Annotated in this window: 17 protein-coding genes; 10 read left to right on the top strand and 7 right to left on the bottom strand. The window is 72.7% G+C overall.

Translation table 11 applies throughout. The features are described from left to right. Positions 1–73: 73 nt before the first annotated feature. Positions 74–1,069: a 5'-3' exonuclease gene (locus EPO13_07375; protein ID TAK69771.1), complete on the bottom strand. Its 996-nt coding sequence runs from the start codon at positions 1,067–1,069 to the stop codon at positions 74–76. Positions 1,070–1,122: 53 nt separating this feature from the next. Between EPO13_07375 and EPO13_07380 the strand changes: the two genes are divergently transcribed. The 6 genes from EPO13_07380 (at position 1,123) to EPO13_07405 (ending at position 8,327) form a co-directional block, all read left to right on the top strand. Next, complete coding sequence (locus tag EPO13_07380) at positions 1,123–2,253, top strand: aminopeptidase P family protein (protein ID TAK69673.1); 1,131 nt, start codon at positions 1,123–1,125, stop codon at positions 2,251–2,253. A 104-nt stretch (positions 2,254–2,357) separates the two neighbouring features. Then, complete coding sequence (locus tag EPO13_07385; protein ID TAK69674.1) at positions 2,358–3,404, top strand: matrixin family metalloprotease; 1,047 nt, start codon at positions 2,358–2,360, stop codon at positions 3,402–3,404. Between the two features lie 12 nt (positions 3,405–3,416). Further along, positions 3,417–5,087 carry an amidohydrolase gene (locus EPO13_07390; GenBank protein TAK69675.1) on the top strand — a complete coding sequence of 557 codons (1,671 nt, stop codon included), beginning with the start codon at positions 3,417–3,419 and terminating at the stop codon, positions 5,085–5,087. A 56-nt stretch (positions 5,088–5,143) separates the two neighbouring features. After that, entirely contained in the window at positions 5,144–6,808 is a 1,665-nt protein-coding gene (gene lnt / locus EPO13_07395; protein ID TAK69676.1) for an apolipoprotein N-acyltransferase, read from the top strand. Next, positions 6,805–7,617 (top strand): polyprenol monophosphomannose synthase, encoded by an 813-nt coding sequence (locus tag EPO13_07400; protein ID TAK69677.1) that lies wholly within the window; start codon positions 6,805–6,807, stop codon positions 7,615–7,617. The genes lnt and EPO13_07400 overlap by 4 nt, the downstream gene beginning before the upstream one ends. A 167-nt stretch (positions 7,618–7,784) precedes the next feature. Continuing rightward, positions 7,785–8,327, top strand: coding sequence for an FxsA family protein (locus EPO13_07405; GenBank protein ID TAK69678.1), 543 nt, complete (start codon positions 7,785–7,787; stop codon positions 8,325–8,327). Positions 8,328–8,439: 112 nt separating this feature from the next. Here the strand turns inward: EPO13_07405 and EPO13_07410 are convergent, their stop codons facing one another. After that, positions 8,440–8,796 carry an RNA polymerase-binding protein RbpA gene (locus tag EPO13_07410; GenBank protein ID TAK69772.1) on the bottom strand — a complete coding sequence of 119 codons (357 nt, stop codon included), beginning with the start codon at positions 8,794–8,796 and terminating at the stop codon, positions 8,440–8,442. A gap of 285 nt (positions 8,797–9,081) precedes the next feature. Here EPO13_07410 and EPO13_07415 point away from each other — a divergent pair, with 285 nt between their 5' ends. Then, the gene (locus EPO13_07415; protein TAK69679.1) at positions 9,082–10,002 is read left to right on the top strand and encodes a 5,10-methylenetetrahydrofolate reductase; all 921 of its coding nucleotides are present in this window, start codon (positions 9,082–9,084) and stop codon (positions 10,000–10,002) included. 71 nt (positions 10,003–10,073) lie between these two features. On the opposite strand, the gene EPO13_07420 is transcribed toward EPO13_07415, so the two are convergent. Then, positions 10,074–11,402, bottom strand: coding sequence for an MFS transporter (locus tag EPO13_07420; GenBank protein TAK69773.1), 1,329 nt, complete (start codon positions 11,400–11,402; stop codon positions 10,074–10,076). Between the two features lie 186 nt (positions 11,403–11,588). On the opposite strand from EPO13_07420, the gene EPO13_07425 reads away from it, so the two are divergent. Further along, entirely contained in the window at positions 11,589–12,080 is a 492-nt protein-coding gene (locus tag EPO13_07425; protein ID TAK69680.1) for a MarR family transcriptional regulator, read from the top strand. A 146-nt stretch (positions 12,081–12,226) separates the two neighbouring features. On the opposite strand, the gene EPO13_07430 is transcribed toward EPO13_07425, so the two are convergent. Both EPO13_07430 and EPO13_07435 read right to left on the bottom strand, forming a co-directional pair. Beyond that, a complete protein-coding gene (locus EPO13_07430; protein ID TAK69681.1) occupies positions 12,227–12,781 on the bottom strand; it encodes a deaminase in 555 nt (184 codons plus the stop codon). A 141-nt stretch (positions 12,782–12,922) separates the two neighbouring features. Continuing rightward, complete coding sequence (locus EPO13_07435) at positions 12,923–13,723, bottom strand: NADP oxidoreductase (protein ID TAK69682.1); 801 nt, start codon at positions 13,721–13,723, stop codon at positions 12,923–12,925. On the opposite strand from EPO13_07435, the gene EPO13_07440 reads away from it, so the two are divergent. Both EPO13_07440 and EPO13_07445 read left to right on the top strand, forming a co-directional pair. Then, complete coding sequence (locus tag EPO13_07440; GenBank protein ID TAK69774.1) at positions 13,616–14,569, top strand: isochorismatase family protein; 954 nt, start codon at positions 13,616–13,618, stop codon at positions 14,567–14,569. The genes EPO13_07435 and EPO13_07440 overlap by 108 nt on opposite strands. 101 nt (positions 14,570–14,670) lie before the next feature. Further along, entirely contained in the window at positions 14,671–15,207 is a 537-nt protein-coding gene (locus EPO13_07445; protein TAK69775.1) for a hypothetical protein, read from the top strand. 64 nt (positions 15,208–15,271) lie between these two features. Here EPO13_07445 and EPO13_07450 read toward each other — a convergent pair whose 3' ends face one another. Then, positions 15,272–16,837, bottom strand: a complete 1,566-nt coding sequence (locus EPO13_07450) for a Na+/H+ antiporter (GenBank protein TAK69776.1) — start codon at positions 16,835–16,837, stop codon at positions 15,272–15,274. A 67-nt stretch (positions 16,838–16,904) separates the two neighbouring features. Further along, the gene (gene gcvP / locus EPO13_07455) at positions 16,905–19,826 is read right to left on the bottom strand and encodes a glycine dehydrogenase (aminomethyl-transferring) (GenBank protein ID TAK69777.1); all 2,922 of its coding nucleotides are present in this window, start codon (positions 19,824–19,826) and stop codon (positions 16,905–16,907) included. Positions 19,827–20,013 lie beyond the last annotated feature (187 nt).

A 20,013-nucleotide genomic window follows, 5' to 3' on the forward strand; every position in this document is an offset into this window, starting at 1 on the left:
ACGCCGGGTACGTCGAACGCCGGGTACGTCGAACGTCGGGTACGTCGAACGTCGGCGCGACCCGGCGTCGACGTCAGCACGTGGCGGCGGACAACGCGGTGAGCACCCGAGTCACGCTGCCGTGCAGGCCGTAGCGCTCGGCCAGTGCGAGCAGGGCGTCGGGGTCGGCCGGCGACCGCGGCAGCAGGTCGGGGAGTTCCGGCAGGTCGACATCGGTGGCCACGGCGACCACCGTCGGTGCCACCGCGAGGTAGTCGGCGGCGGCCAGCAGGCGGGCACGGACCGCCGGGCGCATCGCCTTGTCCGGCACCGGCCGGTCCGCCGCGGCGAGGATGCCCGCCAGGTCGCCGTACGCGGTCAGCAGCGCCGCCGCGGTCTTGTCCCCGATGCCGGGGACGCCGGGCAGCCCGTCGGACGGGTCGCCGCGCAGCGCCGCGAAGTCGGCGTATCGACGCGAGGGGATGCCGTACTTGGCGGCCACGACCGCTTCGGTCACCACCTCGTGGTTGCCGACACCGCGGGCGGTGTAGAGCACCCGGACGCCCCGCTCGTCGTCCACCAGCTGGAACAGGTCGCGGTCACCGGTGACCACGTCGACCGGGCACCGGGCCCGGGCCGCCAGCGTGCCGATGACGTCGTCGGCCTCGTACCCGAGGGCACCGACCCGCGCGATGCCCAGCGCGGCGAGCACGGCGGCGATCACGGGGACCTGCGCGGACAGCGGATCGGGCACCTCCTCCGCGAACGCCGCATCGAACGCCACGGGATCGGACGCCACGGGGTCGGACGCCACTGGATCGGAGGCCACGAGCGCCGCCGGGGCGACCACCGGTTCGTCGGCGGCGACCCGGTGCGCCTTGTACGACGGGATCAGGTCGACCCGCCACTGCGGGCGCCAGTCGTCGTCCCAGCAGGCGACCAGCCGAGTCGGGCGACGGTCGGTGACCAGCCGGGCCACGAAGTCGAGCAGGCCGCGTACGGCGTTGACCGGCATCCCGTCGGGGGCGGTCACCGAGTCCGGGACGCCGTAGTAGGCACGGAAGTACAACGAGGCGGAGTCCAGCAGCATGAGCCGGTCAGGGCGGTCGGTCACGCCCGGCATCCTCGCGTACGGTGACGCGCGTGACCGCCCCGCCGCACCCGCCGTCGGCCGACCTGCACGCCCGGCTGGCTGCGGCCGCCGCCTCGGTGGCGCAGCAGGGCCTCGCGGCGCTGCTGGTCACGCCGGGGCCTGACCTGCGCTACCTCACCGGCTACGACGCCAAGGCGTTGGAGCGGCTGACCTGCCTGGTGGTGCCGGCCGCCGGTGAGCCGGTCCTGGTCGCCCCCGCGCTGGAGCGGGCCGCGGCCGAGGCGAGCCCGGTGTCCGCCCTCGGCCTGCCGGTGCGCACCTGGGAGGAGACCGACGACCCCTACGCCCTGGTCGCCGCGGCGGTGGGTTCCGCCGCCGTCGACGGCGTGGTGGCCGTGGACAACCGGATGTGGGCGGAGAAGGTGCTCCGGCTGCAGGCCGCGATGCCGCGGGCCCGCCAGGTGCCCGGTTCGGTGGTCCTGCGGGAGTTGCGGATGCGCAAGACCGAGGACGAGGTCGCGGCACTCGAGCGGGCCGGTGTGGCGATCGACCGGGTGCACGAGCTGGTCCCGACGCTGCTGCGCGCCGGCCGGACCGAACGCGAGGTGGGACGCGACATCGCCGACGCGATCCTCGCCGCCGGGCACGTCCAGGTGGACTTCGTCATCGTGGGCAGCGGCCCCAACGGCGCCAGCCCACATCACGAGGTGAGCGACCGGGTGATCCAGCCGGGGGACCCGGTCGTCGTGGACATCGGCGGCACCATGCCCGACGGCTACTGCAGCGACGAGACCCGGACGTACTGCGTCGGCGACCCGCCCGCGGACTTCCTGGCCTACTACGGCGCCCTGCAGGAGGCGCAGCAGGCGGCAGTCGCGGTGGTACGGCCGGGCGTGACCTGCGAGCAGGTCGACGCGGCGGCCCGTGACGTGCTCACCGCGGCCGGTTTCGGCGCGGCGTTCATCCACCGCACCGGGCACGGCATCGGACTGGAGACGCATGAGGAGCCGTACATCGTGGCCGGCAACACCGAGCCGCTCGCGGTCGGTATGGCGTTCTCCGTGGAGCCCGGCGTCTACCTGCCCGGCCGGCACGGCGCCCGGATCGAGGACATCGTCGTGTGCGGCGCCGACGGCGCGATCCGGTTGAACCACCGGCCGCACGCGCTGCAGGTGGTCTAGCAGCACCACGCCCCCGAATCCGGTCGACGACGCCCGGTCCCGCCCCACGGCCGCTGACCGGGCGCGGCTGCCGCGGCCGGCCGACGACCGCCTACGGTGTGGGGGTGACGGCGAGGGTGTGGGCGCGCTCGGCCCGGGCGGCGGCAGCCGTCGGGCTCGCGGTCGCCACCACGGTCGCGCTGCTGCCGGCGCCCGCCAGCGCCGACCCGGCCACTGCACCGGTGCCGGCCGGCTACGAGCGTTCGACCGCCCGGCAACGGGACTGCACGTCGTGGAGCAAGATCGACCTGCAGCCGCTGTTCTGCTTCACCCGCGGAGACGTCGCCCTCGACGTCGCGACGAATCCCGCCGAGCCCGGCCGGGTCCTGGTCTACAACGCCGGGACCGACGCCTGGGTGGACAACGGGGGACTGGTGTACGACGCGAAGCTCGCCGGCTACGTGACGCGGCCCGGGTTCACCGATCCGCCGCTGGGCGTGTCGTCGTCGTACACCTTCCTGTCGCAGCAGAACGGCCTGCGGCCGGCCCGGTGGAACTCCTGCCGGCCCATCCGCTGGGCGATCGACCTCAGCCAGCTGGCCCGCTACGGAGTGAATCCCGCCGAGGAACTGGTGCGCTGGACCCAGGTCGTCGACACCGTCGCCGCGGTCACCGGCTACCGGTTCGTGTACGTCGGACAGGGCGGCATCCGCAAGGGCACCCACGGGTCGCTGTCAATGTCCAAGAGCCTGCGCAAGGCCAAGGCGCGCATGCTCATCACGTACGGCGCGGCCGGCGGTCCCGCGGCGTACCGATGGCGCGACCTGTCCGGTGCGGTGCTCGGCGTCGGGGGAGCGAACCCGGTGGTCGACCGCGACCGCAGCGGGAAGCTCGGCGAGCGGATCACCAGTGGCGTGATCCGGGTGGACGCGAGCGACGTCGACGAGTTCGCGCGGCTGCAGGCCGACCCGGTGAGCATCTCCGGGACGGCGACGCCGGTGGACCCGGTCGGGGCCATCTACCTGCACGAGTTCCTGCACGCGATGGGGCTCGGCCACACCAGATCGTCGCGGCAGATCATGTACTGGGCATTGCAGCCGGAGCGCCCGACGCTGCTGGGCCGGGGCGACGTGCGCGGGCTGCGGGTGCTGCACTCGCTGCCCTGCTTCTAGGGGCGCGTCGTCATGGGACGCCGGGTGTTGTTCCGCGGTGGGCATGTCTACTCGCCGGCCGATCCGTTCGCTACCGCGCTGCTGCTCGACGGCGACGCGGTGGCCTGGGTGGGTTCCGACGGGGCCGCGCTGGCGCATGCCGACGGGGTCGACGAGGTCGTCGAGCTCGACGGTGCGCTGGTCGCTCCGGCGTTCGTCGACGCCCACGTCCACGCCACCGCGACCGGGCTGGCGCTGACCGGGCTCGACCTGCGCTCCGCCGGCTCGCCCGGCGAACTGCTCGACGCCGTGGCGGCAGCGGCCGCCGCCAGCCCGGGGGAGACCGTGTTCGGGGCCGGCTGGGACGGCACGGCGTGGGGCGTCCCCGTGCCGACACCGGCCGAACTCGACCGGGCCACCGGCGGCGGCTGGTGCTACCTGGCCCACGCCGACGGCCACAGCGCGCTGGTGTCGACCCCGCTGCTGGCTGCCGTACGGAAGTCCGCTGAGGCTGCCGGCGACCGGACCGGAGGCCTGGCCGCCGGCCGAGGCTCGGCTGACGGGGCAGCGGTGGTCACCGGCGCGGCGCACGACGTGGCACGTCGGCTGGCGCTCGACTCGATCAGCCCCGCCGCCCGAGCCGCCGCGCAGCGCGCCACCCGGGCCCGTGCCGCGGCGGTCGGCATCGGCTGCCTGCACGAGCTGGCCGGTCCCCACCTGGCCGGACAGGATGATCTGGTTGCGCTGCAACGACTTGCGGCGCAGGAGCCGGGGCCGGCGGTCATCGCGTACTGGGCGCAGCTGCACGCGGTCGACACCGCGCGCCAGCTCGGCGCGGTCGGCGCCGGCGGCGAGCTGGTGGTGGACGGCTCGCTCGACTCCGGTACGGCGTGGCTACGGGCACCGTACGCCGACCGACCGGGGTCGGGGCTCCCGCGGCTCGACGCCCCGGAGCTCGCCGCACACCTGGTGGCGTGCACCCGCGCCGGCCTGCAGGGCGGCGCGAGCGCCGTCGGCGACGCCGCGGTCGACCTGGTCGTGGCGGCGCTGCAGCTGGCGGCGGCCGAAGTCGGTACAGCCGCCATCCGGGCCGCCCGGCACCGGCTGGAGCACGCCGACCTGATCAGGCCCGAGCAGCTGGCCACGCTGGTCGACCTCGGCGTGATGGTCTGCGTACAGCCGGCGGCGGACGCCCGGTGGGGCGGGCCCGGCGGCATGTACGAGCAGCGGCTGGGCGCCGACCGGGCCGCGGCCACCCACCCGCTGGCGCTGCTGTCCGCACGCGGCACCGGCCTCGCGCTGTCGTCGGCGGCACCGGTCACGCCGTTGGACCCGTGGGCCGCGGTGCGGGCCGCCGCGTTCCACCACAACCCGGCCCACCGGATCTCGGTACGGGCCGCCTTCGCCGCCCACACCCGCGGCGGCTGGCGGGCCGCCCGGCGCGACGACGCCGGGGTCCTCGTCCCCGGCGCGGCGGCGACGCTCGCGGTGTGGGCGGTCGAGGATCTCGTCGTCCAGGCACCGGACGAGCGGATCGCGACGTGGTCCACCGACGCGCGGTCGGGCACCCCCGGCCTGCCCGACCTCACGCCGGGCGCGCCGGAACCGCAGTGCCTGCTGACCGTCGTGGACGGCGACGTCGCGTACGTCGATCCTCGGCTGCGCCGCGGTCCCGGAGTTCATGAGGACCGCACGAGGCCGTGACGGCAGCGTGATCGCGGGCCTGCTGCTGGCGCCGTACGGCGGGTTACGGTCGTGGCATGGTGCTGCGGGCCGTCGTCGCGACGCTCGCGGGCGCGTTGTTGGCCGCCGCGTTCCCGCCGGCCGGGATCGGCCTGGCGGCGATCCTCGCGGTCGCCCTGCTCACCGTCGCCATCCGCGGCTGCGGCCCGGGCCGTGGCGCCCTGCTCGGGCTGCTGGCCGGGCTGGCCTGCCTGCTGCCGTCGCTGCACTGGCTGGTCGTCGTGGACACCGCGGCATGGCTGGGGCTGGCCCTGGCGGCCGCGGCGTACGTCGCCGGCCTCGGCGCGCTGACCGCGCTGCTGGTCCGGGTGCCCGGCTGGCCGGTATGGGTCGCGGGCGCCTGGGTCGTGGCGGAGGCCGCGCGCTCCCGGTGGCCGCTGGGCGGGCTGTCGTGGGCCCGATTGGGCTTCGCACAGTCCGATACCGCGCTCGGGCACCTGGCCGCCCTGGGCGGCGTCCCGCTGGTGACCTTCGCTGTGGCGCTGGCCGGGACGCTGCTCGCCGCGGCGTACGGCGTCCTGCGGACCCGCACGAGCCGGTCGCCGCAGCGCACCACCGGCCTGGTCGTAGCAGCCCTGGCCGCCACCGTCGCGGTCGTGCTCGCCGGCGCGCTGATCCGGCTGCCGGTCGCGGGGGAGTCCGCCGGCGGGCTCCCCACCGTCCGGGTCGCGCTGGTGCAGGGCAACGTGCCGGGGACCGGTCTGGACGCGCTCGGGCAACGCCGGGCCGTGCTGGACAACCACGTCCGGGCCACGATCGACCTGGCCCGGGGAGTCCAGGCCGGCACGGTGGCGAAGCCGGACATGGTGCTGTGGCCGGAGAACGCCAGCGACCTCGACCCGTTCCACGACGCCCAGGCGTACGCCGCGATCGACGCGGCAACCCGGGCGATCGGCGTCCCGATCCTGGTGGGCGCGATCGCCAGCAACGCCGCCGGCCAGCTGCAGAACGTCGCGATCGTGTGGGATCCGGTCACCGGTCCCGGCGCGACGTACGCCAAGCAGCACCTCGTCCCGTTCGGCGAGTTCATCCCGGCCCGCGGGCTCATCGGCGGCCTGGTGCCGGACTTCTCCCGCGTCCAGGCCGACATGGTCCCCGGCACCGAGCCGGGCCGGCTGCAGCTGGGGCCGGTCAGCGTCGCCGACATGCTCTGCTTCGAAGTCGCCGACGACGGGTTGGTCCGCGACGCCGTGACCGGCGGCGGCCGGCTGCTGGTCGTGCAGACCAACAACGCGACGTACGCCGGAACCGCCCAGCCCGACCAGCAGCTGCAGATCACCCGGCTGCGGGCCATCGAGCACGGCCGGACGACCGTCGCGGTGTCCACGAACGGGATCACCGCGGTCGTCGCGGCCGACGGGACCGTCGAGCAGCAGTGGGAGCCGGGTACCGCGCGCACCGGGGTGGTCACCGTCGCCCTGCGCGACAGCCCGACACCGGCCGACCGGGTGGGTGCGTGGCCGGAGGCGATCATCGTCGCGCTCACCGGCGGCGCGGTCGCGGTGGCGATTGCGGCCGCGCTGCGCCGGCGCCGGTCGTCACCGGGCGTAAAGTCGACAGGCACCTCGCCGACACCTGCCGGTCCCTCGCCGGACGCGTCGCAGGGAGCACCTGCCCCGACCGTGCCGGCCGCCGCTGTGGCGCCCGCCCCGACCGGATCTGCGGAGGACCCGCCACGATGACCGCCCCCGGCTCCGATGAGGACGGCCCAGACACCGTCGATTCACCACCTGCCGCGCCGGCCGATCTCGGCCGGGTGCTCGTGGTGATTCCGACGTACGACGAACGCGACAGCCTCGACCCGATCCTCGACCGCGTCCGCGACGCGCTCCCGGACGGCGACGTGCTGGTGGTCGACGACAACTCGCCAGATGGGACCGGGGCGCTGGCCGACCAGCGGGCGGCCAGCGACGAGCGGATCCATGTGCTGCACCGGCCCAGCAAGCAGGGGCTGGGGGCGGCGTACCTCGACGGCTTCGGCTGGGCGCTCGACCACGGGTACGACGTGATCGTCGAGATGGATGCCGACGGTTCGCACCCGGCCGACCGGCTGCCCGCCCTGGTCGACGCGCTGCGCACCGCCGACCTGGCGTTGGGCTCCCGCTACGTACCAGGCGGCCGCGTCGAGAACTGGTCGAAGGTCCGCGAGGTGATCTCGCGCGGCGGCAACCTCTACACCCGGGTCGCGCTGGGCCTGCCGCTGCAGGACGCGACCGGCGGCTTCCGTGCGTTTCGCGCCAGCACCCTGAAGGCACTCGACCTCGGCACGGTCGCCTCGCAGGGCTACTGCTTCCAGGTGGACCTCGCCCGTCGCGCATTGGCGCGTGGACTGACCGTGGTCGAGGTCCCGATCACCTTCGTCGAGCGGGCGGCCGGCACGAGCAAGATGAGCCGGCAAATCCTGGTCGAGGCGCTGTGGCGGGTGACCGTCTGGGGCGCACAGGAGCGCCTCGAGTCCTGGCGTCGACGATCCTCAGCCCGGCAGGACTGACCGTGGCACGGGTAGGCCGTGGCTGGACTGACGATCCTGGTCGGACTGACGGCGGTCGCCTTGGCCGGACTGGCCGCCTTGGCCGCACTGACGGCGGTCGCCCGGGTCCGAACCGTGTCCCGGGGCTGGCTCGTGTAGGGGTCGACGAAGTGGACAGGACCTGAGTCGTGGGCGCCGTCATCGCTGTGCTGTTCATCGCGTGGCCGGTCATCGAGATCCTGGTCGCGGTGTGGGTCGCCAGCGCCATCGGCTGGTTGTGGATGTTCGCGCTGCTGGTCCTCGGCTTCGTGCTCGGGATTCTGGTGATGCGGTGGGCCGGCTCGTCGGCGATGCAGTCGCTCCGGCAGGCGGCCACCACCGGCGGCCGGATGCCGGCGGGCCGGGTCGGCGACAGTGGGCTGGTCTTCCTCGGCGGCCTGCTGCTGGCGTTCCCGGGCTTCCTCACCGATGTGATCGGGCTGCTGCTGATCCTGCCGCCGACCCGGGCACTGATCCGGCTCACCGGGGGACTGTGGATCGGGCGCCGGCTGGCGGCCCGGGGCCTGTCGATCATCCGGGTCACCGGGACCGACGGCGCCGCCCAGACCCGCGTGGTGCGCGGCGACGTCATCCCGGGCCAGGTCGTCGACGACCAGCCGCCGCCGGGATCGCCCTCGTCGCGGCCGCCCCAACGGCCCGACGACGGTACGCCGCCGTCGCTCGGACGCTGAGCCGCCCCGGGCAGCTGCCGGCCCGGCCTACGACCCCGCGTAACGGCCTAGGACCCCCGTAATGCCGTCACGGCCCCGTCCGGGGTGGACGAGGCCGTGGCGTCGGGGAAGCTCAGGCTGACTTGCGCCCGTGAGTGTGACCACGCTGCGCGTGCAGGACGTCGAGCCGTTCGGCGAGAAGGACTTCCAGGTCCTCGACCGAGCGTCGCTCCAACAGCATGTCCCAATGGGTACGGACCGCCCGGGCTGGCTTGGCTGCTGGCTGTTCACCGTTGCGGAGCACGGCTTGGGCGCCACACCGACATTCCCACACCGGCGGGATCTCAGCCTCGAGGGAGAACGGGAGCGAGATGCTGTGGCCGTGCGGGCAGTCGTACGTCACGAGCTGGCGCGACGCCAACTCGACGTGGTCGTCGTTCTCGTAGCTGGTCGCGCCGAGGCGCGTGCCACGCAGAGCACCCTCACCCATGGTCACCAGACCCCTTCGTCACGCCACGTCCTCGAACCGTGCGGTCGAGCCCTGCCGTCGCGGCCGGTGCCGACCGGCGATGCCGACCCCTTGCCGATGCCGACCGGCGCGTGAACGCCGGCTGGTTCGACGTTGTGTTCAACGGCTCCGACGCGCCTGGTGTTCCCCAGGTTCCCGGCCAGTAACAAGCCGGAGACAGCGCCGTAGCGCGCCGATCGCCGGGCGGGATCCGGCACCGGTCTCGCCGCGCCGGAGATCGACCTGCCGTCAGCTACTTTTCGCCGCATGGAGTTGGCACGCCGGATCACGGCCCGGGGGAGCGAGCTGCTGCTGTTCGCCGTGACGCCGCCTCGGGCCACGGTCACCGCCGAGCGGGCTCGGCAGATCGCCGAGGCGACCCTGCAGCGGCTGGCCCCGCTGAGCCTGGACGGGCTGGTCCTGTACGACATCGACGACGAGAGCACTCGCAATCCGACGCAGCGACCGTTTCCCTTCCTGCCGACGATCGACCCGGCGACGTTCCAGGCCGAGTACCTGGCGGACTGGGACACGCCGGTCGTGGTGTACCGGGCCGTTGGCAAGTACGACGAAGACCAGCTGCGGGCCTGGTTGGCAGCCCAGGACGCCGACCGCGTCCTGACGGTGTTCGTGGGCGCCTCGTCCCGGCATACCCGGCCGGCGACCTCGCTCGCGCGCGCTCAGCAGCTGTGGGCGCAGACCCGACCCGACCTGCGGCTCGGCGGGGTCGCGATCCCCGAGCGGCACACCCGCCGAGGCGAGGAACATCGGCGCCTCATCGCCAAGCAGGAGGCCGGGTGCTCGTTCTTCGTCACGCAGGTCGTCTACGACGTCAACGCGGCGAAGAACCTCGTCTCGGATTACCGCGAGGAATGCACGGCGCGAGGCCTCGAACCCGTACCGATCGTGTTCACCTTCTCGGTGTGCGGATCACTGAAGACGCTGGAGTTCCTCGGCTGGCTCGGTGTCGACGTACCCCGCTGGATCGCCAACGACCTGCGCCATGCCGACGACACGCTGCAGGAGTCGTACGCACACGCGCTCAGTGCGGCTCGTGACCTGATCGGATACTGCCGCCGGATGGCTGTCCCGTTCGGGATCAACGTGGAGAGCGTGTCGATCCGCCGGGCCGAGATCGAGGCCTCCGTGGACCTCGCACACCAGCTCAGCCAGGAACTGCACCGATAGCATCCGCAGGTCGGCTCGGCAACTGGAGACCATTGCGCTGCAATGGATATCGAGCCGAGGATCGCGCGCGATCAGGCCGGACTCGGCTCCGATTCATCGGCGCGACCGGGAGCCAGGGCGAGTCCGACGACGAGTGCGAGAGCCGCGAGCCCCAGAACCACGCTGAGCGCGGTCGGCGATGTGGGCAACGTGATGAGAAGCCAGCCGAAAGCAGCGGAGCCGATGGACCCGCCGAGTTGGCGGACGAAGGTGAGCGTGGCCATCGCGGAACCCAGATGTGTGCGTGGAGCGGTGGTCAGCCCCAAGAGGGTGAACGCCTGCATGGACAGGGCGAGCGCAGCGCCGGATAGGGCGAGGCCCACGAGCGTGAGCGCCACGACAACTGCGGGGGAGCGTTCGGACAGGAGCGGCACCACGGCCATCAGCCCGAGGCCGACTACGCCGATAGCCAGGCCGAGGCGTCCCCACGGCACCATGCGCGGATAGCGGCGCGCGACGACCGAGAACGTCGCAGTGACAGCGAGTTGTCCGCCCGTGAGGGCAATGAGCATGGCACTGACGGCGGCCGTGCCGTACCCCGTGCCGGCGATGACGGCCAGTGGGATGAACGCGAACGTACCGAACAGCGCGATGCCACTGAGTCCGGTGGCCGTGATCGCCTTCGTCAGGACCGCGGAGGCGAACAGCTCCGGCGGGATCAGCGGATCGGAGGCGTGACGCTCGCGAGCGACGAACGCCACGGTCCCCGCCACGGCAAGGGTGACCAGGCCCGGTGCCCAGACCGGCGAGGATCCCAAACCGTCGAAGGAGCCCAGCACGACGATGGCCGAGGCGACAACGGCGATCAGTGCCGTGCCCGCCACGTCGAAATTTCGCAGGCTGGATCGAGCAGCCGTGGCGGGCAGGCCCCGGGCGCCGATCGCGAGTGCAACGACGCAGACGGGAAGGTTGATGAAAAAGATGGCCGGCCAACCCCAGACCGTCGCGACGAACCCACCCAACGGGGGACCCGCCAAGGCGGAGATGGCCATGATGGCTGTGAGCCAGATCTGCCGACGAACCAATTCGCTCTTGTCGAACAGTTCGCCCAGCGAGCTGATCGCAGTGACGACCAGCCCCGATCCACCGATGCCCTGCACCGCCCTGGCCAGGATCAGCGCAAGCATGGAGTCGGACAACGCACACGCCAACGACCCTGTGGCGAAGACCAGAATGGACCCAACGAACACCAGCCGCCGTCCCACCACATCGCCGAGCTTGCCGGCCACGGGTGTCGTCACAGTCACCGTGAGGAGGTACGCGGCCAGCACGCCCGCGACCGTCGTTCCGGCGTTCACGTCGGCGGCGATGGACGGAAGTGCTGCGACCACAATGTTGCCATCGAGTTGGGCGAGCAACATCCCGAGGAGCAGCGCGACGAAGGCCAATTCGCGTCGGGCGGGCGACTGACCCGACGCGCTGGGCGACAAACCGGGCGGTTGCCTGGCGGGCTGCCTTGGCCTGTCGACGGTCATCAGGTCACCGCTCTCGTGCTAGTTCTATGCGCTTCGCATGCATCATACATGCGCATCGCATATGATGGAGCCATGGGCGGAAGTACAACGTCAGCGCACGACGGACCGGGCCAGGCGTTGTTTCGCTTCGTGCGCTACTGGTCCAGACGATCGATCGTTGCCGGCCACGTCGTTGATCCCGAACGCTTGGCACACGGCCGTGACGTGATGGTGACCGAAGCTGTCCAAGCCCTTCGGGACCGAGGCAGACCGACCGTCAACGGCGTTGCTGAGCAGCTCGGAATCGACCAGTCCGGCGCGAGCCGGTTCGTCACGCAAGCCGTCGAACGTGGGTATCTCCGCAAGATCTCCTCACCGAGCGACTCCCGGCAGAAGCTGCTCGACGTCACTCCCGATGGCGCAGCACTGGTCCAGGCGGCACACGAATGGCAGGAGGCGATCTTCGCTGAACTCGCCTCAGACTTCTCGGAGGCCGAGATCCAGCAGTTTCATCGCTTCATGGAGCGACTCGTCGCCGCCGGTGAGACGTCCAGCGAGGCCAACGCGGATCGGTCGCGGCCGTAACCGACGGTCGGCTCAGCCATTGGCGCCGTGCAACCGCCGGACGGCGCGGCAATTCCTCCTTGCGGACCCCTCGGAGCACAGCTTTACCTGTTCGCCGATAATAGATATTATGTCAGGTGCCGCCTGGAGCGGTCCTCTCCTGGGGTCTAGGCAGCGTCCTTCGGGTGGTAGCGCAGGGCGACGGCACCGGAACCCAGTTCCAGCCGCTCGACGAGTCTCAGATCCACGTACTGCGACAGGCCCGCGAACGGCGTCGGCCCGTGACCGACCACCCGGGGGTGCACGATGAACTCGTACTCGTCGATCAGCTGAAGCTCGGCCAGCGCCAGTGGCAGCGTGATGCCGGAAACGAAAAGTCCTTGGCCCGGCTCCTGTTTCAGTCGCCTGACCGCGTCGCCCAGATCCCCCCGCACTAGTTCGGCGTTCCAGTCGACGTGGTCCAGCGTGGTCGATACGACGTGCTTCTTGGTCGCGCTGATCGCGCGGGCGAACGGCTCCATCCACTCGGGGCGGCCGACCTCGGCTGCCGGCGGGCGCCACGCCTCTTCCATCATCTGGTAAATCACGCGGCCGAACAGCAGCGCGTCCGCGCGCTGCAGGCTATCGGCGGCGTAGCGATGCAGGGCCTCGTCCGCCGGAATGGCCCGGTGGTCGCAACAGCCGTCCACGCTCACGTTGATCGAGTACACCAGCGGTCGCATCCGGCGAGGCTACTGCCGCCTGCACCCGTGGCGGCGGGCCCGTGCGCTCCGGCCCCCGGCACGGTGGTGGCAGCCCGTCAATCCGACCGCCGCGCCCGTGGCGGCGGTCCGTGCAGTCCGGCCGCTGGCACGGCATCCGGGTCAGCGAGTGGCCGCCTGCACGGCAGCCAGAATCGCCGCTGCGGTGGCTGCGGCGGGAATCGCTGCGGGGTCCGTGCCGTGGTACGGCGTCCCGTAGACGGGCGTCTGCGGTTCCTGCCGCCAACTGTCGGCCAGCCCGCCGTAGCGCACGGCGTCGTAGCCGATGGTGTCGAGGAAGTCGGCTACCTGCTGGGCGGCGCGGTCGTCGTCGGCAGCGATCGGCAGCGCCGCCCGCTGCGGCGCCGACGCGATGCTGGACTGCGACGCCGCGGTGCCGGACTGCGACGCCGCGGTGCCGGACTGCGACGCCGCGGTGCCGGACTGCGACGCCGCGGTGCCGGACTGCGGCGCTGTCGCGGAGCCGGGCTGCGGCGTACCCGGGCGGGCAAGGTCTCGCAGCCGTTCGAACTGGATGTTGTTGAAGGCCTTGACCACCGCCGAGGCCGCCAGCTGCTGCTGAACCAGGGCGCTGGACGTCGTGCTCCCGTCGTCGAGAGCCGCGATCTGCCCGTCGCGCTGCGGGTAATAGTTGCCGGTGTCGATCACGACGCGGCCGGCCAGCGCGTCCGGCGGTGCGGCTCGATATGCCTTGAGCGGCACGGACAAAAGGACGAGGTCGCCGGCGCTGGCGGCCTCCGCGACCGTCCCCGCCCGCGCCGCGGGCCCCAGTCGACCGACCAGCTCCTCCAGGGTCTGCGGACCCCGCGAGTTGCTCAGGACGACGTCGTAGCCGGCGGCCACCGCCAGTGCCGCTACCGTCCCGCCGATCTTGCCGCTGCCGATGAAGCCGATGGTCGCCATGCGCTGGGCAACAGGCGGTCCCCCGCTGGCATTCCGCCGATATGGCCGCCCAGGCGGCAGCCCGACCGCCGCGTGCCGCCGCACCGTGGCCCGGCCCCGGCGCGCCGGGGCACCGTGGCCCGGCCCCGGCCTGACATCGCACCACACGGCCCGACCTCGGCCGTGCGGTCGCCCTGTCGTGCACCCCGGCTGGCAGGGTGGTGCTCTTCGCCGTCAGCCGTCAGCCGTCAGCCGGGAGGCGCCGTGCCCGACCTCGAGATCGACCCAGCCAGCAGCGCGCTGGTGCTGCTGGACCTGCAGGGCCTGACCACCCGCCTGCCGCTGACCCCACGGACCGCGGACGACGTGCTGGCCACGGCCGGGACCCTGACGACGGCGGCGCGCGGCAAGGGTCTCCCGGTGATCTGGGTCCGTACCCGGTTCGCCGACGACCGCGGCGACTGGCAACCGGTGGTGGCCGACCGCCCCGGGTCACTCCCCCGCGAACTGCCCGCCGGCTGGGACGAGGTGCCCGCGGACCTGCGCCGGGACACCGACATCGTCGTCACGAAACGCCAATGGAGCGCCTTCTACGGCTCCGACCTCGAACTCCAACTCCGCCGGCGCGGCATCACCACGATGATCACCGGGGGGATCGCCACGAACTACGTGGTCGAGTCGACCGTCCGTGTGGCATGGGAACTCGGGCTGCGGGTGGTCGTCGTGACCGACCTGTGCACTGGCCTCGACGCCACCGATCACGAGTTCGCCATGACGCGGATCTTCCCGCAGATCAGCCAGGTCGCCCCCAGCAAAGATGTGCTCTCTGCCTTGGGCACCAACGCTTTCCTCGCGGGACTTCAATAGTCGTGGAGTACCGGCCCGATCCCCCGCAGCCACCCGGCGACCTCTCGACCAGCACCCGCCGCGCCGGCAACCAGGACGACAACGCCGGCGATCTCGGCAGCATCCTCGTCACCGCCGGCGACGACGCGGGTCCGGCGTATGCCGTGCTCGATATCGACGGAGTTCTCGCCGACGTGAGCCACCGCGTCCACCATGTCGCCGGGCGCCCCAAGGACTGGGCGGCGTTCTTCGCCGCGGCCCCGGATGACCCGTTGCTGCCCGAAGGTGCCGAACTCGCGGGGCTGCTGGCGGCGGCCGGCCGCACCGTGGTGTACCTGACCGGACGACCGGAGAACTGCCGTACCGACACCGAGGCGTGGCTGGCCCGTCACGGTTTGCCGCCCGGTCCGGTGCACATGCGGCGCAGCGACGACCGGCGGCCGGCCCGCGTGACGAAGGTGGAACGGCTGCGCTCGCTCGCCCGCCACGGCCGGGTCACCGTGGTGGTGGACGACGACAGTGCGGTGATCCGGGCCGTGCGGGCCGCAGGCTTCACCGCGGTGCACGCGACCTGGCTGGACGGCGGTACCGACGGCGTCGACGGCTCCCCCGTCCAGCCCGCCCTCTTCGAGGCGCAGGAACTCGACGGCCGGACCTGACGGTCGCCCGGTGTCCACCCTCGCGGGTGCAGTGGTCGGCGAGCCCCGGCAGAGTGGCGCCGGCTCACTGCCGGGACAGCAGCTCCTCCTCCAGGTCCAGGTCGCGCCAGACGTCGCGGAGCATGTCGTCGTCGATGGTGCCGTCGTCCCGCAACTGCCGCACCGCATCCCGTTCTGCGGCAATCATGTCGCGGCGCAACGACCGGTACGCGGCCGCGGGCACCAGCCCCGGCGCGTCCACGTCGACCATCTCCCACGTCGTCGCCGCACGACTCTCCGCGTCCCCCCGCAACCGGGCCACCACGTCGGGAACCGCGGCAGGCTCACCCCGCGCGACCAGCTCGTCGAGCCGGGCCAGTCCGGCCCGGACGCCGGTCTCCACCGCTGCGGCCTGCAGCCTGCGCCGGGCGGCGGTGTCCGACCGGCCGAGCCCGAGCCGGCGGATCAGCAGCGGCAGCGTGAGGCCCTGCAGCGCCAAGGTGCCGATGACCACGAAGAAAGTGAGCACGGTCACCAACTCCCGATAGGGCAGCCGGACACCATCGGCCATCAGCTGCGGCAGCCCGAACGCGGCCGCCAGCGACACCACGCCGCGCATCCCGGCCCACGACACCACCGTCAGCTGCCGCGGCCCGTCGAACTGCGAGCGGCGGCGCCCGACCAGCCGGCTCAGCCAGGCCCAGCCGAACACGTAGCCGATCCGTACCACGATGACGGTGCCGAGCATCGCCGCACACAGCGCGAAGGCGTGCCCGACGTCGACCTCCGCCATCTCGGCCAGCGTCGTCTGGAACTGCAGTCCGATGAGCAGGAAGACCAGGCACTCCAGGACGAACGCGATGAGCCGCCACATGCTCTCCAGCTGCAACCGGCCGGAGAACGAGATGTCGCGGTAGCCACGATGCGCGACGTACAACCCGCAGACCACCACGGCCAGCACGCCGGAGGTGTGCAGCTCCTCGCCCAGGCTGTACGCCACGAACGGCACGACAAGCGCCGTCGCGCTCTCCAGCAACGGGTCGTCGATGCGTCGCAGCACACCGTGCATGAAGAAGCCCAGCAGCAGTCCGAGCGCGACTCCCCCGACCGAGGCCGCGACGAAGATGCCGATGTCCTGGGCAACGGAGGCGGCCGAACCGATCGCGACACCGACGGCGACCTTGTACAAGGTGAGCGCCGTCGCATCGTTGAGCAGGCTCTCCCCCTCCAGGATCGTCAAGGTACGGCGCGGCAGGCCGAGGCTGCGCCCGACCGCGGTCGCCGCGACCGCGTCCGTCGGCGCCACGATCGCGCCGAACGCGAACGCCACCGGCAATGGGATGCCGGGCACCAGCAGGTGCAGCACCGCACCCACCACGACGCAGCCGACCACCACCAGGCCCACCGACAGCGACAGGATCGGGCGGAGGTCGGCACGCAGCGAGACGTAGGAGGAACTCAGCGCCGCGGAGAACAGCAGCGGCGGCAACACCAGGAACAGGACGAGGTCCGGCTCCAGCGGCACCTCAGGTACGGCGGGAACCAGCGTGACGACCAGGCCGGTGCCCACGAGCACCAACGGAGCGGGCAGCCCGTACCGCCGCGACAGCCCGCCGACCAGCACTGCCGCGGCCAGGACCACGACCGCCAGCGTGATGCTCACGCGGCGATCCTGACCGGCCCTCGGACCATTGCCGGCACGACCCGCCGCAGCGGGCTCAGCCCGACCCGCTGCGGCTGCCGACCCCGGCCGGCTCGGCGAACGCCTCCGGCGGCGGGCAGGCGCACACCAGGTTCCGGTCGCCGTACGCGCCGTCGATCCGCCGTACCGGCGGCCAGTACTTGCTGTCGCGCATCCCCGGCGAGGGGTACGCCGCCAGCTCGCGGGAGTACGACCGCTGCCACGGGCCGGCGAGGCAGCCGGCGGTGTGCGGTGCGTGCCGCAGCGGGCTGTCCTCGACCGCCCACTGGCCGGCCTCGACCTGCCGGATCTCCTCGCGGATCGCGATCATCGCGTCGCAGAAGCGATCCAACTCGGCCAGATCCTCGCTCTCGGTGGGTTCGATCATGAGGGTGCCGGCCACCGGGAACGACACGGTCGGAGCGTGGAAGCCGTAGTCGATGAGGCGCTTGGCCACGTCGTCCACCGTCACTCCGGTCGCCTTGGTGAGCGGCCGCAGATCCACGATGCACTCGTGGGCGACCAGCCCGTTGGCACCGGCGAACAGCATCGGATAGTGCTCGGCCAACCGGTGCGCGATGTAGTTCGCCGACAGGATGGCGACCTGCGTGGCCCGGGTCAGCCCGGCGGCTCCCATCAGCCGCACGTACGCCCACGGGATCGGCAGGATCCCGGCGCTGCCCCACGGGGCACCACTCACCGGGCCCACCCCTCCTTCGGCGTACCCGCGGCCGGCAGGTCCCGCCTCGGGCCGCATCGGATGACTGGGCAAGTACGGCCCGAGGTGCGCGCGCACGGCGACCGGTCCGACGCCGGGCCCCCCGCCACCGTGCGGGATACAGAACGTCTTGTGCAGGTTCAGGTGGCTGACGTCCGCGCCGAACCGGCCGGGCTTGGCCAACCCGACCAGGGCGTTGAGGTTCGCGCCGTCGACGTACACCTGGCCGCCTGCGTCGTGCACGAGGGCACAGACGTCGGTGATGTCCTCCTCGAACACGCCATGAGTGGACGGGTAGGTGACCATCAGAGCGGCCACGTCGTCGCGATGGGCGGCCAACTGCCGGCGCAGGTCGGCGATATCGACGTCGCCGTTGGGCAGGCAGGCGACCACGACGACGCGCATCCCGGCCATGACCGCGCTCGCGGCGTTCGTGCCGTGCGCACTGCTGGGGATCAGGCAGACGTCGCGATGGCCCTGCCCCTGGTCCCGCAGGTACCCGCGGATCGCCAGCAGCCCGGCGAACTCCCCCTGCGAGCCGGCGTTGGGCGCCACGCTGACCGCGTCGTACCCGGTTACCTCGGCCAGCCAGTTCTCCAGGTCGCCGATGAGTTCGACGTAGCCGGCGGCCTGCTCGATCGGCACGAACGGGTGGATCCCGGCGAAGCCGGGCCACGACACCGGCTCCATCTCCGTGGTCGCGTTCAGCTTCATCGTGCACGACCCGAGCGGGATCATGGCGCGGTCGAGCGCGACGTCCCGATCCGCCAGCCGACGCAGGTAGCGCAACATGGCCGTCTCGCTGTGGTGCGTACCGAACACCGGGTGGGCCAGGTACGGCGTCGAGCGCAGCAGCGCCGCCGGCAGGGCGTCCGCGGTGCTCGCGTCCAGCGCGTCCACGTCGGGCACGCTGCCGCCGACCACCTCGGCGAACGCCGACCACACCGCCACGAGGTGGTCCGGCGAGGTCACCTCGTCGCAGCTGATGCCCACCGTGCTGTCGTCGACCAGGCGGAGGTTTACGCCCCGGCGGTCGGCGGCCGCCACGACCTGCGCGGCCTGCTGCGGGACGCCGGCGTGCACGGTGTCGAAGTAGCCGGTCGCCGGCACGCGCACCCCGATCCCGGCCAGGCCCGCGGCGAGGACCGCGGCGCTGCGGTGCACCCGGGTCGCGATGCGGGCCAGTCCGGCAGGCCCGTGGTAGACGGCGTACGACGAGGCCAGCACCGCCAGCAGGACCTGCGCGGTGCAGATGTTGCTGGTCGCCTTCTCCCGGCGGATGTGCTGCTCGCGGGTCTGCAGCGCCAGCCGGTACGCCGGGCGCCCGTCGGCGTCCAGGCTCACCCCGACCAGCCGGCCGGGCAGCGACCGCTCCAGTCCAGCGCGCACCGACATGAACCCGGCGTGCGGCCCACCGAAGCCCAGCGGTACGCCGAGCCGCTGCGACGAGCCCACCGCGACGTCGGCGCCGAGCTCTCCGGGCGGGGTGAGCAGGGTCAGCGCCAGCAGGTCGGTCGCCACGGCCACCAGGGCGCCCCGCTCATGGGCGGCCTGCACCACCGGCCGCAGGTCGCGCACCACGCCGGACGACCCCGGGTACGACAGCAGCACCCCGAACGCATCGACGTCGGCGGACAGGCCGGCGCTCAGGTCGGCCACGACGACGTCGATACCGACCGGCTCGGCCCGGGTCCGCAGCACCGCGATCGTCTGCGGGTGGGTGTCGGCGTCGACCAGGAACGCCGAACCGCCGCCGCGGACCGACCGGCGCAGCAGCGCCATGGCCTCGGCGGCAGCGGTCGGCTCGTCGAGCAGGCTGGCCCCGGCGACCGGGAGTCCGGTGAGGTCCTCGACGAGGGTCTGGAAGTTCAGCAGCGCCTCGAGCCGACCCTGCGAGATCTCCGGCTGGTACGGCGTGTACGCGGTGTACCAGGCCGGGTTCTCCAGCACCCCGCGCCGGATCACCGGCGGCGTCACCGTGTCGTGGTAACCCAGGCCGATCATCTGCACCCGGACCGCGTTGCGGTCGGCCAGGGCGCGCAGTTCGGCGAGCACGACCGGCTCGCTGCCGGCCGGCGGGAGCGCCAGGTCGCCCGGCCACCGGATGGTGTCCGGTACGGCCTGGGCGACCAGGGCCGGCAAGTCGTCGTACCCCAGCCGGGCCAGCATCGCCGCGACGGCGTCGTCGTCGGGGCCGATGTGCCGGTCGACGAAGCGGCCGTCATCGCCGAGGTCACGCAGCCGGCGCCCGGCGCCGCCGCCGGGGACGTGATCCGGGTTGCCCGGCGCGCGTCCGGTGGACGGCGTGACTGCCTCGGCGGGGACGGCTGGATTGCTGCTCACGAGGCGCTCCGGGCAGGGTCGAGGGAGGAGGCAGCCGGCGACCCGGCAGTGCCTACTCCCCCTCTGTGGCCCGCGACGCGGTCGC

Source organism: Actinomycetota bacterium (assembly GCA_004297305.1).
GTDB lineage: Bacteria > Actinomycetota > Actinomycetes > S36-B12 > FW305-bin1 > FW305-bin1.

What these genes read in the sequence shown, in the direction of transcription:
- lnt (TAK69676.1), top strand. Translation starts at nt 5,144, where the DNA reads ATGGTGCTGCGGGCCGTCGTCGCGACGCTCGCGGGCGCGTTGTTGGCC.
- EPO13_07430 (TAK69681.1), bottom strand. Translation starts at nt 12,781, where the DNA reads ATGCGACCGCTGGTGTACTCGATCAACGTGAGCGTGGACGGCTGTTGC.
- EPO13_07410 (TAK69772.1), bottom strand. Translation starts at nt 8,796, where the DNA reads ATGGGTGAGGGTGCTCTGCGTGGCACGCGCCTCGGCGCGACCAGCTAC.
- EPO13_07390 (TAK69675.1), top strand. Translation starts at nt 3,417, where the DNA reads ATGGGACGCCGGGTGTTGTTCCGCGGTGGGCATGTCTACTCGCCGGCC.
- EPO13_07375 (TAK69771.1), bottom strand. Translation starts at nt 1,069, where the DNA reads ATGCTGCTGGACTCCGCCTCGTTGTACTTCCGTGCCTACTACGGCGTC.
- EPO13_07420 (TAK69773.1), bottom strand. Translation starts at nt 11,402, where the DNA reads ATGTTGCTCGCCCAACTCGATGGCAACATTGTGGTCGCAGCACTTCCG.
- EPO13_07425 (TAK69680.1), top strand. Translation starts at nt 11,589, where the DNA reads ATGGGCGGAAGTACAACGTCAGCGCACGACGGACCGGGCCAGGCGTTG.
- EPO13_07415 (TAK69679.1), top strand. Translation starts at nt 9,082, where the DNA reads ATGGAGTTGGCACGCCGGATCACGGCCCGGGGGAGCGAGCTGCTGCTG.
- EPO13_07435 (TAK69682.1), bottom strand. Translation starts at nt 13,723, where the DNA reads ATGGCGACCATCGGCTTCATCGGCAGCGGCAAGATCGGCGGGACGGTA.
- EPO13_07400 (TAK69677.1), top strand. Translation starts at nt 6,805, where the DNA reads ATGACCGCCCCCGGCTCCGATGAGGACGGCCCAGACACCGTCGATTCA.